We start from the raw sequence: 13,399 nt of genomic DNA on the forward strand, positions 1-13,399 counted from the left end.
CGCTGGGCGCGACCGCACAGCTCACGGCGGTAGGGTTAAGGTGTGCCTAACCTAAGGATGGTGGCCGTGGAGCCAGGCCGGTGACCGCGCGCAGAAGCCTGCGCCCAGCCCTGCTCGTCGTGTTGCCCGTCACCGCCCTCATGGCGCTGTGCGTGCTCTCGATCGGGCTGGGTGCCGTCGACATCCCCCCGGACCAGGTCGTCCGGGCGCTTTTCGGCCACCCCTCCAGCGATCTCGTCGACAACATCGTCTGGACCGTCCGCGTACCCCGTACCGTCCTCGGTCTCACCGCGGGCGCGGCCCTGGGGTTGTCCGGCGCGCTCATGCAGGCCCTCACCCGGAACCCGCTCGCCGACCCCGGCATCCTCGGGGTCAGCGCGGGCGCGTCCTTCGGGATCGTCCTCGCCATCGCCCTGTTCGGGATCGGCTCGCTGTACGGCACGATCTGGTTCGCCTTCGCCGGCGCCCTCGGCACCAGCGTGCTGGTCTTCCTGCTCGGCCGGACGGGCCGCTCGGGCGCGACGCCGGTGAAGCTCGCGCTGGCCGGAATCGCCGTCACCTTCCTGCTGTTCTCGCTGACCAACGCGATCGTCCTGACCGATCCCGACGCCCTGGACCGCTACCGCTTCTGGTCCGCGGGCACCCTCGCCGACCAGGACGCCGCCGTGGTCCGGAGCATCCTGCCGTTCCTGGCGGTCGGCGCGGTGCTCGCGCTCGCCACCGCCCCCGCGCTCAACAGCCTGGCCCTGGGCGACGACGTGGCCGCCTCGCTCGGCCGCCGGCTCGGCCTCGTACGCCTGCAGGGGGTCGTCGCCGTGATGCTGCTGACCGGCGCGTCGGTCGCCGTGATCGGACCGGTGGTCTTCCTCGGCCTGGTGGTGCCGCACGTCGCCCGGGTGCTCGCCCAGTACGCGGGCATCGGCCCCGACCACCGCTGGCTGCTGCCGCTGTCGGCGGTGCTCGCACCGTGCCTGCTGCTCACCGCCGACATCCTCGGCCGGGTGGTCGCGCGGCCCACCGAGGTGCAGGCCGGGGTGCTCGTCGCCTTCATCGGCGGCCCGTTCTTCATCGCCCTGGTCCGCAGGCGCAAACTCGCGGAGGTCTGACCGTGACCGCCCTCGCCCCCCTCCGCGGCCGCCGGCCCTTCCGGCTGGCGGCCCCGCCGGTCTCCGGAGTGCTCCGGCCGCGACTGGTCGCGCTGTGCGCCGCCCTCGTCGCCGCGGTGTTCCTGCTCTTCTGCTGGGGAGTGACCCTCGGCGACTACCCCATCGGTTTCACCGACGTGGTCAAGGCCCTGACCGGCGCCGGCGACCCCGGAACGGTGCTCGTCGTACGGGAGTTGCGGCTGCCGCGCGCACTCGTGGGACTCCTCGTCGGCATCGCCTTCGGCATCTCCGGCGCCCTCTACCAGACGATGACCCGCAACCCGCTGGCCAGCCCCGACATGATCGGGCTGACCGAGGGCGCGGGGACCGCCGTCGTCGCGGGCATCGTGCTCGGCTGGGACGGCGGCCTGGGCACCCAGGGACTCGGCCTGCTCGGGGCGCTGGTCACGGCGCTGCTCGTCTACGCGCTGGCCTGGAAGGGCGGCGCCACCGGCTACCGCATCATCCTGGTCGGCATCGGCGTGTCCTGGATGTGCACCAGTGCCACGGACTACCTGGTCGCACGCGGCGAGCGCTTCGAGGCGCAGGCCGCCCTGGGCTGGCTGGTCGGCAACCTCAACGGCCGTACCTGGGACCAGGTCACGCAGCTCGCCGTCGCCATGGCCGTGCTCGTGCCGCTCGCCCTCGGCATGGGCCGCCGGCTGCGGATCCTGCAGCTCGGCGACGACGTGGCGGCCGGTCTCGGCACCCCCGTGCAGCCGGTGCGGCTGGCCCTGCTGCTCCTCGGCGTCGGGCTGATCGCCTTCGGCACGGCCGCGGCGGGCCCGGTCGCCTTCGTGGCGCTGGCCGCCCCGCAGATCGCCCAGCGGATGGCCGGCACGGCGTGGCCGCCCCTGGCCGCCTCGGGACTGACCGGCGCTTTGGTCGTCCTGGGGTCCGACCTCATCGCACGTGAAGCGATCCCCGGCACGGAACTGCCCGTCGGGATCGTCACCGGCGTCATCGGCGCGCCGGTCCTGCTCTGGCTGCTCATCCGCGCCAACCGCGCGGGCTCAGGAGGCTGAACCCATGGCGACCACCGACCCCGCCCCCACCACCGCGGCCCCCACCGCCACCGGCCCCGACCTGCGGGCGCGCGGACTCCACCTGGCGTACGACAACCGGCTGGTCGTCGAGGACCTCGACCTCGTCATACCCACCGGCCGCATCACCGCCATCGTCGGGGCCAACGCCTGCGGCAAGTCCACCCTCCTGCGGGCCCTGGCCCGGCTGCTCGCGCCCCGCGAAGGTGTCGTCGAGCTGGACGGCCGCGCCCTGCGGTCGGTGCCGACCCGGGAACTCGCCCAGCAGCTGGGCATCCTGCCGCAGACCCCGGTGGCCCCGGAGGGCCTGACGGTGATCGACCTGGTCAGCCGCGGCCGTTCGCCGCACCAGACGTGGTGGCGGCAGTGGTCCAAGGCCGACGAGCTGGCCGTCCACGAGGCACTGGCGGCGACCGGCATGGCCGACCTCGCCGACCGGCCCGTGGACGAGCTGTCCGGCGGCCAGCGCCAGCGGGCGTGGATCGCCATGGCCGTCGCCCAGGGCACCCCCGTCCTCCTGCTGGACGAGCCGACCACCTATCTCGACCTGGCCCACCAGATCGACGTCCTCGACCTCGTCACCGACCTCAACCGCCGTGAGCGCCGCACGGTGGTGATGGTCCTGCACGACCTCAACCAGGCCTGCCGATACGCCGACCACGTCATCGCGATGAAGGCGGGGCGGATCGCCGCCGAGGGCCCCCCGGACGAGGTGATCACCGCGGAGACGGTCGAGGACGTCTTCGACCTGCGCTGCCAGGTCACCACCGACCCGGTCAGCGGCACCCCGCTGGTGATCCCCATGGGCCGCCACCACGAGGCGGTCCCCGTCGCCGCCGAGTGACCCGGCGGGAGGCCCGCCCCGCGGCGCGTGGACCATCACGGTCGGCACCTGTTGCGCGCCGCGGGTGCCGTGACCACGCAGGTCCATCCGAAGACCTGCCGCCTGCCCTGCACCGCGCCCCTGGACGCGTCATCCGTATCGGCCACCAGGCGTTGCGGTGCCTGCCCGTCCGCCCCCTGATCACCTTCCGGGGCACCGAGATCTGGAGGGGGGTCTCCCGATCCCAGCCGTGATGTCACGCTCGACCGCGTCGAGCGGGTCATCGACCGCGAGTTCGGCTGCCACAGCGTCGCCTGCATACGCGGCCGTGCTGAAGGCCGTCCGCGCGGCCCGCCCCGGCCTCCTTGCCACCCGGCGACGCGAACGCGCCCGCAGCCGCAGTGAGACATCCGCCGGGGCGGACGGACACCGGCGATCGCTGCCCGACCACCCCGGCGAACCTGTGCCGTCACCGCACTACGGATGGTCGTCGCGAGGACGGGAGATCCATCCGTCGGTCTCCATCGACATGGCGAACCTCGGCAGATACCGAACGCACATGGCGCCGGTCAGGAACAGGCTCAGTATGCACAGCCCCGCAGTGGTCGCAGATGACAAAGGTGCGAGCAGGACGGGGAGGACGGCGAGGAAGGCGGTAGCCAGAAGGGCGACGGCCCAAGGATGCACGGACGGGCGATACCTCGAGACGACGGGGAACAGGGGGCGCGTGGTGCGTGCGGGCGAAGTCTCGACGTTCGTCCCCGGAAGCCGGAAGTTGTGGTCCGCAGGCTGCCCTCCCTGCCGGATCACGATCTTGCCCCATACCGTCTGCCCGTCGTCGAGCACCAGGACGGCCACCGTGCTGCTGTCGTGGTTGCCGGACCCCAGCGGCCAACAGAGCCAGGCGTCATCGCCGCCGTACCGGCTGCTCACACCCAGCAGTTCGCGGTACCCGGACGACGTCAAGTTGCCGTACCCGGAGAGACGCACCATCCGATCGGGCAGTTTGAGCTCCACCGACCAGGCCTTGAAGCCGGCGTGCTGCTGCCAGACCGCCGGTCCGATGCGCACCCGGCAGGCATGCACCCGCCCGGCGGCAGCGTCGGCCCGCATCTTCGCCATGCCCGCGCCTGCATTGTCGATGGCACTGATCACGAGGAGGACGCACAGCAGCAGGAACACCGCGATCCCCGTCAGGACCAAGAGACCCGCGTCCGGCACAGCCCAACTGGACAGGAGGGGCGGCAGGGCTGTCTTCTCGTTCACCACACCACCGAGGGTGGGCCGACTCGGGGCGTACAGGACGGCGAACCGTGTGCCACGGACCGGATCGTGCGAGACCACGGCGTCCTCGACCTCGACCGTTTCGGTGCCGTGCGGTGACGGTACGCGCATCACCAGATCGGCCCGCCAGGCCGGTGTGTGGTGAGTGGTGCGGTGGTACCGACGGCCATGGCGGGTGACGTATTTGGTCGAAGTGCCGTCGTCGGTCACCACCACGTGCCGGGCGGACTCGACGGTTCCCGTCCGCACGACGGCGCCCGCGTTGCGGGCCTGGTCGATGACCTTCTGATCGGCCCCACCGGGCAGCTCGGCCAACATCAACAGGGCTATCAGAGCCCAGACCCACACCAGGGAGCCGGCAGCGAACACCCACGGTCGTCGTGGCCTCGCCAGTACCCGCGGCACCGCCGGCGTGTCCCTGCCGGTCCCGGAGCCGGTCACGGACGTCCGCCGGAATCCCGCTTTGGGCGCCCGGTGATTCGCCCAGATCCAGGCCGCGGTCAAGAGCAGCGCCGCTGAAGCAACGGCCACCATGTCCCACCGGGGCCGTGGCGCGCCGAAGCGGAAGTAGGCACATGCCGGAAGCAGTGCGGTGGCGATGAGTGCGGTCGTCCCGAGCCAACGGGTGGCTGCGGTTGATTGATGCATGATCAGTTCCCTCCCGCAGCGTAGGTTGCCATTGATCACGCAGGTGCGACAGGGTTTTCCGATCGCTCTTGATGCCCTCTCCACGCGGGCCAGTCCGCACCGCCGACCCGCAACTTCACCTGGAGCAAGCCCTGTTGGGGGTCGCTGAGTGGGCGGGCACGAAGATGGTGTCCGCCGGGTCGGGATCAAGTGACCGCTTCGGCCGCAGCCCCGGCCCTCGTGGAGCTCGACGGCTCGGGCGCCTGACGGACGGCTGCCCGGCCTTCGGGCCCTGCGGCGGTTCGCCCCGGTCGACTCGCACCACGCCGACCACGCCGTCCGGACCCGGGCCCTGGCCGCCTACCTGCGCCGGCGCGACACCGACGCCGAGGCGAACGCATCCGCATCCGCAGGACACCCGCCGGGGCGGGCGGACGCGGGCAACCGCGGCCCGGCCACCCCGGTGCACCTCGCCTAGCCCGGCAGGACGGTCGTGCCGGCGCCGCCCGGCCCCGCGGTCAGCGCGCGCAGCAGCGCGTGCGGGGCGCGGCCGTCCAGCACGCGGGCCGAGCGGACTCCCGCCCGCACCGCCCGCAGGCAGCTCTCCATCTTCGGCACCATGCCGCCGCCGAGCACCGGGAGCATCGCCTCCAGTTCGGCGGCGGTGAGCCGGTCCAGGACCCGCTCGCGGCGCGGCCAGTCGGCGTACAGCCCGGGCACGTCGGTGAGGACGACCAGCGCCTCGGCGTCGAGCGCGGCGGCCAGGGCCCCGGCCGCCGCGTCCGCGTTGACGTTGTAGATCTGGCCGTCCGTGCCGCGGCCGAGCGAGGAGACGACGGGGATGTGGCCGTGGTCGAGCAGCACGTCCACGGCCGCCGTGTTGACCTCCGTCACCTCGCCGACGAGCCCGATGTCGACGATCTCGCCGTCGACCTCGGCATAACGGCGCACCGCGGTCAGCGTGTGCGCGTCCTCGCCGGTGAGCCCCACCGCGTACGGGCCGTGCTCGTTGAGCAGCCCGACGAGGTCCCGCTGGACCTTGCCGGCCAGCACCATCCGCGCGACGTCCAGGACCTCGGGGGTGGTGACCCGCAGCCCGCCGACGAAGCGGGCCTCGATGCCCACCAGGTCGAGCTGGGCGCTGATCTGCGGGCCGCCGCCGTGCACCACCGCGACCCGAACCCCGGCCTCACGGATGCGGACGACGTCCTGCGCGAAGGTGCGCAGCAACGACCCGTCGCCCATGGCGTTGCCGCCCACCTTCACGACGACGGTACGGCCCCCGAGCGCGCGCAGGGCGGGAAGCGGCCCGGGGCCGGCCAGTGCCGTCGTCACGGACGGGACGTCAGGTAGCCGCCCATGGTGCGGAACCAGTCGGCGGCCGCATACTCGGTGCCGTCGTCCGTGCGGATCGTGCGCACCAGCAGCCCCTTGCGGTGGCCGCCGCGCGCGTCCGCGCCGGCGACGATGACGACGCCGTCGCCCTCGCGGATGAAGATGCGGCCGGGCGTGCCGCCGTAGCGGGCCTGCGAGACGGCGGCGGAGACGATCCTGATGCGCTCGCCGCGGTGGTAGGTGAAGGCGTTGGGGTAGGGGTCGGACTGCGCCCGTACCAGCCGTTCCAGGTCCTCGGCGGGCCAGTTCCAGTCGATGCGGCTGTCCTCGACGGAGCGCTTGTGGAAGAAGCTGGCGCGGGAGCGGTCCTGGGGCGTCCACTCGGCGCGGCCGGAGGCGATCAGGTCCAGCGACTCTCGTACGAGGGGTGCGATCAGGTCGCAGGTGCGGTGGAAGAGGTCGGTGGCGGTGTCCTGCGGGCCGACGGCCACCGAGCGCTGCAGCAGGATGTCGCCCGCGTCCAGTTCGCCGTCCATGCGGTGGGCGGTGACGCCGACCCGCTCCTCGCCGTTGACGAGCGCCCAGATGATCGGGGAGAAGCCCGCGTAGGCGGGGAGCAGGGAGTCGTGCACGTTGAGGGTGCCGTGCGGCGGGAGGTCGAAGATCTCCGGCGGCAGCCAGGTGCGCCAGTTGTTGGCGACGATGACGTCGGGTGCCGCGGCCTTGATCGCCTCCAGGAGTTCCGCGTCGTCCGGACGGTTGCGCAGCAGCACGGGAACGCCGTGCTTCTCGGCGAGTTCCGCCACCGAGTCGTCCCAGATCTTCTCGTAGACGTGCTCGCTCCTGGGGTGGGTCACGACGAGGACGACCTCGTGATCCGACTCCAGCAGGGCCTGCAGCGTCCGGTGTCCCCAGGTCTGATAACCGAACATGACGACCCGCATGGGCGGCCTCTCCTTCAGTGATTATTGCAAGGTTAGGCTTACCTTATCTAGTATGTGGCGCGCATAGGGAGGCGATGCAACGGTGACAGCACCGCTCAATGAGCCGGACACCATCCACGACATCCTGGGAATCGGGTTCGGACCGTCAAATCTGGCTCTGGCGATAGCCATCGAGGAGCACAACGCACAAGTCCCCGACTCCCGGCGGATCAACGCCCGCTTCCTGGAACGGCAACCCCGTTTCGGATGGCACCGCGGCATGCTCATCGACGACGCGACGATGCAGGTGTCCTTCCTGAAGGACCTGGTCACCATGCGCAATCCGACCAGTGACTTCAGCTTCCTGTGCTACCTGCGCGAACAGGGCCGGCTGGTCGACTTCCTGAACCAGAAGACCCTCTTCCCGCTCCGCGTCGAGTTCCACGACTACTTCGAGTGGGCCGCCGCCCGCGTCGCCCCCGTCGTCGACTACTCCTCGGAGGTGTTGTCGATCACACCGGTCCGCGGCGCCGACGGAGAGGTCGACCACCTCGACGTGACGTGCCGGCACCCCGAGGACCCCACGCGCACGATCACCCACCGGGCCCGCAACATCAGCGTGGCCGTCGGGCTCGAGCCGCACCTGCCGCCGGGCACCGAACTGTCCGACCGCGTGTGGCACAACAGCCAGCTGCTGCCCAGGGTCGCCGAACTCACCGCGACGGGCACCCCGGTGCGCCGGGCCGTCGTCCTCGGCGCCGGGCAGAGCGCGGCCGAGGCGGTGGACTTCCTGCACCGCACCTTCCCCGACGCGGAGATCTGCGCGGTGTTCGCCAAGTACGGCTACACGCCCGCCGACGACAGCCCCTTCGCCAACCGGATCTTCGACCCCGAGGCGGTGGACCTCTACTTCGGCTCCCCGTCCGAGGTGAAGCAGTCCCTCTTCGACTACCACCGCAGCACCAACTACTCGGTGGTCGACATGGACCTCATCGAGGCCCTGTACGCCACCTCCTACCGCGAGAAGGTGCAGGGCCGGGAACGGCTGCGCTTCCTCAACGTCTCCCGCATCCGGGACGTGAGCGCCGCGGACGACGGCCTCGACGTGACGGTGGAGTTCCTGCCGACCGGCGAGCGGCACGTCCTGGAGGCGGACGTCCTCGTGCACGCGACCGGCTATCGCTCGCAGGACGTCGGCACCCTCCTCGGGGAGTCCGCCAAGATCTGCCTGCGCGACGACGGCGACGCCCTCCGCGTCGGCCGCGACCACCGCGTCGAGGTCGCCCCCGAGGTGCGGGCCGGCATCTACGTGCAGGGCGGCACCGAGCACACGCACGGGCTGACCTCCACGCTGCTGTCCACCACGGCCATCCGGGCCGGCGAGATCGTCGCCTCGCTCGCCGCCCGTCAGGACGAGCCGGTCGCGACGGCCGCGGCCCGCCCCTGAGACGCCTCTGGGGGCCGCCGGTCGTCCGGCGGCCCCAGGTCCCCGGCGCCGTTCCCGGCGCCGGGGTTACTGAGCTCGCTGCGCGCAACGGGCCGGTGAGTGTGCGCGGGTTCGTCTCGCGCCCTTCGGGCGCACTGCGGCGGGCTGCGGAGGGGAGGGTGGCGGTCCGGAGCCGGTCGGCATGTGCGGGTGGGCGGATGGCTGGGGTTCAAGGCGCCAGAGCGGGGTGCCTCTCCCCTGGCGGAGGTGTCGTTGCCGTCCGCGGGTACAGATGGCCGGTTGCCACGCCTGCTCCCGGTGGGTGGCGCGCCCGCCGTAACCCGCGACTGCGGGTGATTCGCGGTGCCGGCAAGGCAGTCGGACACACATCGGGCTCTGTTTCGACGGTATGGACGTCGAAACAGTGCCCGATCTTTGCGCTGACGGAGATCGGGCCCGCTTTCAGCGTCGTGGACGTCGAAACCGAGCCCGACGCCGGATCGGGAAAGCACCCGCAGACGCCGGTCACGGCGGGCGCGCCACCCACGGACAGTGGGCGTGGTCACCGGCCATCCGTACCCGCGGACGGCAACGAGACCCGAGCCAACCGAACAACCCACCCCGCTCCGGCGCCTGAACCCCAACCAACCACAGGGCCGCACACGGCAAACACGGCAGGGGGCCCCACCCTCCCCTCCGCAGCTAGCCGCTGGCCGCCCGAAGGGCGCGAGACGGCGCGACAGCCGAACCACCGGCAGGGCGCCGGCAGGGCGCCGGCAACCACCCACTGCTCGCGCCCCTCGCCGCTAGCGTCGCGTGCGCAGCAGCAGGTGCAGGAAGTACGGCGTGCCGATGACGGCGGTCATCAGGCCCGCGCCGATCTGGGCCGGGGCGATGACGGTACGTCCGAGGAGATCCGCCGCGCAGACCAGCGAGGCGCCCAGGAGCACGGCGACCGGTACGACGCGGACGTGCCGGCGGCCCACCAGGGCCCGGGCGGCGTGCGGGGCGACCAGCCCGACGAAGCCGATGGTGCCGGCCGCGGCCACGGCGGTCGCGGTGAGCAGCACGCTCGTCACGAGGAAGCCGAGCCGGGCCGGGCCGCGGCGCAGCCCGAGCAGGGCCGGGGTGTCGTCGTCGACCGACAGCAGGTCGAGTTCGATGCGCCGCGCGACCGCGACGGCGAGACCCAGCACGAGGGCGGCCGCCACGGGCAGCGTGTCGGGCACGGTCCGTCCGTAGGTGGAGCCGGACAGCCAGGTGAGCGCCTTGGTCGCGTTGAACGGGTCGGTGAGCACGATGAGCAGGCTGATCAGGGCCGTGGCGGCCGCGGACACGCCGACGCCGACGAGGACGAGCCGGGTCTGCCGGAAGCCGCCCCGCGCCGCGAGCCCGAACACGAGCACCGCGGTCACCGCGGCGCCCGCGAAAGCGGCCGCCGCCACGCTCCACGCCCCGGCGACCGGGACCGTCGTGACGAGCAGCACCGCGCCGAGCGCGGCGCCGCCGGAGACGCCCAGGATGCCGGGCTCCGCGAGCGGATTGCGGGTGACGGCCTGCACCAGCGTGCCGGACAGGGCGAGCGCCGCCCCCGCCAGGAGTGCCGCGAGCACCCTCGGCACGCGGGTGTCGAGCACGAAGGAGACGGCCTGACCGGCCCTGCCCTGCGTCCAGTTGGCGACGTCGCCCAGGAGCAGCTTGGTGTCGCCCAGCAGGACTCCGGCGACGGTCAGCCCGACCAGTGTCGCGACGAGAAGGGTCACGGTCACCAGGAACGCCGCGCGGCCGGGGATGCGCATCCGGTCCGGCGCTCCCACCCCCTCGGAGTCCTGGGCCCGCAGCGCCATCACGACCAGGAACACCGCGCCGACCAGGCTCGTGACGACCCCGGTGGGGACCGCGACGGCGGTCTGCGCCGGTACCACGGCGCGCAGCAGGACGTCCGCGCCGAGCACCAGGCCCGCGCCGGTCAGGCCCATGACGGGCAGTCCGGTACGGGTGCGCACCAGCGGCCGGAAGCGCCGGGCCAGCGGCCGTACGAGGGCGGGCGCGCACAGGCCGACGAAGCCGATGGGCCCGGCGAGGGTCACCGCCGCGGCGGACAGCAGCGACGCGAACACGACGACGGTGATCCGGGTGCCGCGGACGGGGACGCCGAGGCCGCGGGCGGCGTCGTCGCCGAGTGCGAGGGCGTCGACGCGGCGGGCCACCAGCAGCAGTCCGGCGGCACCGGCCACGGCGACGGGGGCCATCTGCAGCACGCCGTCGAAGCCGTTCTGGCTGATACTGCCCTGGCTCCACTGGTAGAGGCCGTTGGTCCGCTGCGGGAAGAGCAGGATCAGCCCCTCGGTGACGGAGGTCAGGCCGAGGGTGAGCGCGCTGCCGGCCAGGACCAGGCGCACGGTCCCGGCGCCCAGCCCCGACAGCGTCAGGACGACGGCGGCCGCCGCGAGTGCGCCGGCGAAGGCCACGCCGGAGGAGGCGAGCAGCGGCAGGGACGTCCCGGTGACCATGAGGACGCCCAGGGCCAGGTACGAACCGGCGTTGACGGCGAGCGTGTCGGGCGCGGCGAGCACGTTGCGGCTGACAGCCTGCAGCGCCGCCCCGGCGATGCCGAGGGCGACGCCGACCAGCAGACCGGCGGTCATGCGGGGCAGGCGGGAGGCGACCACGACGGACGCGTCGCCGGAGGCGGCCCGGCCGGTGAGCGCCTTCCAGACCTCGGCGGGGCCGACGGCGGCGGTGCCCTGGGTGATGTCGACGACCGCGAGGGCGGCGACCAGGAGCACGAGCGCGGCCGTCACCGCGGCCGCTCCCGTCCGGGAGCCGGCCGCGTGCGGACGGGTGGCGGGGATCGTTGCGGTGACGGCCACGAGCGCTACTTCGTCAGGGCGCCGACGAGGGCGTCGACGTACGCCTCCATCGACCGCGGGCCGCCGAACATCCAGATGCCGTCGGGCAGCCGGTGCACCTCGTCCTTCTTGACGAAGGGCAGGGAGGTCCACACGGAGTTCTTCGCGAGGTCGTCGGCGAAGACGTCGCCCTCGCTGTCGCTGCCGATGTAGGCGAACCGCACGTCGCCGAGGCCGGTGAGGCCCTCGACGTCGGTGGCGGCCAGGCCGTAGTCCTTGTCGCCCTCGATCTTCCAGGCGTTCTCCAGGCCGAGCGCCGTGTTGACGCCGCCGATCAGGGAGCCGGCGGTGTAGGGGCGGACGGAGACCTGGTTGGAGGCGACGTAGCCGTCGGCGAACGCGATCCGCGTGCCGGCCAGGCCCGCGTCGGCGAGGGCCTTCCTCCCCTCGGCGACCTTGGTGTCGTACGCCTTCTTCGCCTCGTCGGCCTCGGCGGTGGTGCCGGTGGCCTCGGCGATGAGGTCGAGGTTCTCCTTCATCTGCCCGACCGGGTCGGCCGCGTCGGCGGAGCGGACCTCGAGGACCGGGGCGATCTTCCTCAGCTGCTTGACGGCGGCGTCCGGCAGGTCGGTGGTGGCGACGATCAGGTCCGGGGAGAGCGAGGCGATGGTGTCCATGCTGGGCTCGCCGCGGGTGCCGATGTCCTTGGGGCCGTTCTTCAGCGGCGCGGCCGTGTCCCAGGTGCCGTAGCCCTTGACGTCGGCGACACCGACCGGGTCCACCCCGAGCGTCACGAGGGACTCGACGACGTTCCACTCCGTGCCGACGACCTTCTTCGCCGGCCCGTCGAGGGTCACCTTCGCCCCGCTCGCGTCGGTGAGCGTGATGCCCTTGGTGTCCTTGGCGGCGCTGTCCGCGGCCGGCTCGGTCGTACCGCAGCCGGCGAGGGCGAGTGCGGCGGCAGCGGCGGCGGTGATGACGATGGAGCGTCTCATGGGGTGGTGACGGGCCTTTCGTTGCGTGCGTGGTGGCGGCCGACGGCGCGGGTGCGCAGCAGGCCGGTCAGGGGGTCGGTGTCGACGTCGACCCGAATCCCGTAGGCGTCGGTGAGGCGTTGCGGTGTGAGCACGTCCCCGGGGCGGCCGTCGGCGACGATCCGGCCCGCCCGCAGCAGGGCGATCCGGTCGGCCACGGCGGCCGCCTGGTCCAGGTCGTGCAGGACGACGCCGACGGCGATGCCGTGGTCGTCGGCCAGGTCCCGGATCAGGTCCAGCAGTTCGACCTGGTAGCGCAGGTCGAGGTAGGTCGTGGGCTCGTCGAGGAGGAGCACCCCGGTCTCCTGGGCGAGGCAGCTCGCGAGCCAGACGCGCTGGAGCTGGCCGCCGGAGAGGTGCTCGGCGCCGCGGGCGGCGAGGTCGGCGACCCCGGTCATCGCCAGCGCGCGGTCCACCGCGGCCGGCCCGTCCGGGTCGGGGCGGCCCCAGCGGCCCCGGTGTGGGTAGCGGCCGAACTCCACGACGTCGCGTACCGTCAGCCCGCTCGGCGTGGGGCGGCCCTGCGTCAGCAGGGCCACCCGGCGGGAGAACTCACGCGCCGTCAGGGCGAGCCCGTCGGCGGTGGTCCCGTCGTGCGCGTCGATCGTCAGCGTGGCGCGGCGGGCACGCTGCAGGCGTGCCACCGTGCGCAGGAGCGTCGACTTGCCGCTGCCGTTGGGGCCCACGAGGGCGGTCACCTCACCGGGCCGGAGGGTGATCGCCGCGTCGTGGACGACGTCGACCCCGTCGTACGACACGGTCACGTCGTACGCCGCCAGCCGGTGACCGCGCAGGCCGGAGACCGTGACAGTCTCTTCCGTAGAACTCACGAACGAAGGTTAGCCTAACCTAATCGCCGCCCGAACCACCCCCCTTCCACTTCGGTAAACTTAGGCTAACCTTCCTT

At 72.7% G+C, this 13,399-nt stretch carries 10 protein-coding genes; 4 read left to right on the forward strand and 6 right to left on the reverse strand.

Features of this window, described 5'->3' with window-relative positions; all coding sequences use genetic code 11:
- Positions 1–140: 140 nt before the first annotated feature.
- From CHF15_RS11465 to CHF15_RS11475, 3 genes are read left to right on the forward strand one after another with little or no spacing between them, the layout of a single operon-like run.
- Positions 141–1,106 (forward strand): FecCD family ABC transporter permease, encoded by a 966-nt coding sequence (locus tag CHF15_RS11465; RefSeq protein WP_179279772.1) that lies wholly within the window; start codon positions 141–143, stop codon positions 1,104–1,106.
- Between the two features lie 2 nt (positions 1,107–1,108).
- On the forward strand, positions 1,109–2,170 hold the full coding sequence (locus tag CHF15_RS11470) for a FecCD family ABC transporter permease (RefSeq protein WP_089223621.1): 1,062 nt from the start codon (positions 1,109–1,111) through the stop codon (positions 2,168–2,170).
- A 4-nt stretch (positions 2,171–2,174) separates the two neighbouring features.
- Positions 2,175–3,032 (forward strand): ABC transporter ATP-binding protein, encoded by an 858-nt coding sequence (locus CHF15_RS11475; protein ID WP_089223622.1) that lies wholly within the window; start codon positions 2,175–2,177, stop codon positions 3,030–3,032.
- A gap of 456 nt (positions 3,033–3,488) precedes the next feature.
- Here the strand turns inward: CHF15_RS11475 and CHF15_RS11480 are convergent, their stop codons facing one another.
- The 3 genes from CHF15_RS11480 to CHF15_RS11490 form a co-directional block, all read right to left on the reverse strand.
- Positions 3,489–4,943: a hypothetical protein gene (locus tag CHF15_RS11480; RefSeq protein ID WP_143681551.1), complete on the reverse strand. Its 1,455-nt coding sequence runs from the start codon at positions 4,941–4,943 to the stop codon at positions 3,489–3,491.
- A gap of 453 nt (positions 4,944–5,396) precedes the next feature.
- Positions 5,397–6,257, reverse strand: a complete 861-nt coding sequence (argB, locus tag CHF15_RS11485; RefSeq protein ID WP_089223624.1) for an acetylglutamate kinase — start codon at positions 6,255–6,257, stop codon at positions 5,397–5,399.
- Entirely contained in the window at positions 6,254–7,201 is a 948-nt protein-coding gene (locus CHF15_RS11490; protein ID WP_089223625.1) for a methionyl-tRNA formyltransferase, read from the reverse strand. Before CHF15_RS11490 ends, argB begins: the two co-directional genes overlap by 4 nt.
- Positions 7,202–7,283: 82 nt before the next feature.
- On the opposite strand from CHF15_RS11490, the gene CHF15_RS11495 reads away from it, so the two are divergent.
- Entirely contained in the window at positions 7,284–8,627 is a 1,344-nt protein-coding gene (locus tag CHF15_RS11495; protein ID WP_089223626.1) for a lysine N(6)-hydroxylase/L-ornithine N(5)-oxygenase family protein, read from the forward strand.
- A 785-nt stretch (positions 8,628–9,412) separates the two neighbouring features.
- Here CHF15_RS11495 and CHF15_RS11500 read toward each other — a convergent pair.
- The 3 genes from CHF15_RS11500 to CHF15_RS11510 are packed head-to-tail and all read right to left on the reverse strand — an operon-like array spanning position 9,413 to position 13,322.
- On the reverse strand, positions 9,413–11,479 hold the full coding sequence (locus CHF15_RS11500; protein ID WP_089223627.1) for an iron ABC transporter permease: 2,067 nt from the start codon (positions 11,477–11,479) through the stop codon (positions 9,413–9,415).
- Positions 11,480–11,484: 5 nt separating this feature from the next.
- Positions 11,485–12,453, reverse strand: a complete 969-nt coding sequence (locus tag CHF15_RS11505) for an ABC transporter substrate-binding protein (protein WP_089223628.1) — start codon at positions 12,451–12,453, stop codon at positions 11,485–11,487.
- The gene (locus tag CHF15_RS11510; protein ID WP_089223629.1) at positions 12,450–13,322 is read right to left on the reverse strand and encodes an ABC transporter ATP-binding protein; all 873 of its coding nucleotides are present in this window, start codon (positions 13,320–13,322) and stop codon (positions 12,450–12,452) included. The genes CHF15_RS11505 and CHF15_RS11510 overlap by 4 nt, the downstream gene beginning before the upstream one ends.
- Positions 13,323–13,399 lie beyond the last annotated feature (77 nt).

Origin of the sequence: Actinacidiphila glaucinigra (genome assembly GCF_900188405.1) — a bacterium.
Taxonomy (GTDB): Bacteria; Actinomycetota; Actinomycetes; order Streptomycetales; family Streptomycetaceae; genus Actinacidiphila; species Actinacidiphila glaucinigra.

Coding starts and splice junctions, on each gene's coding strand:
- CHF15_RS11465 (WP_179279772.1), top strand. CDS start 141: ATGGCGCTGTGCGTGCTCTCGATCGGGCTGGGTGCCGTCGACATCCCC.
- CHF15_RS11475 (WP_089223622.1), top strand. CDS start 2,175: ATGGCGACCACCGACCCCGCCCCCACCACCGCGGCCCCCACCGCCACC.
- CHF15_RS11480 (WP_143681551.1), bottom strand. CDS start 4,943: ATGCATCAATCAACCGCAGCCACCCGTTGGCTCGGGACGACCGCACTC.
- CHF15_RS11490 (WP_089223625.1), bottom strand. CDS start 7,201: ATGCGGGTCGTCATGTTCGGTTATCAGACCTGGGGACACCGGACGCTG.
- CHF15_RS11505 (WP_089223628.1), bottom strand. CDS start 12,453: ATGAGACGCTCCATCGTCATCACCGCCGCCGCTGCCGCCGCACTCGCC.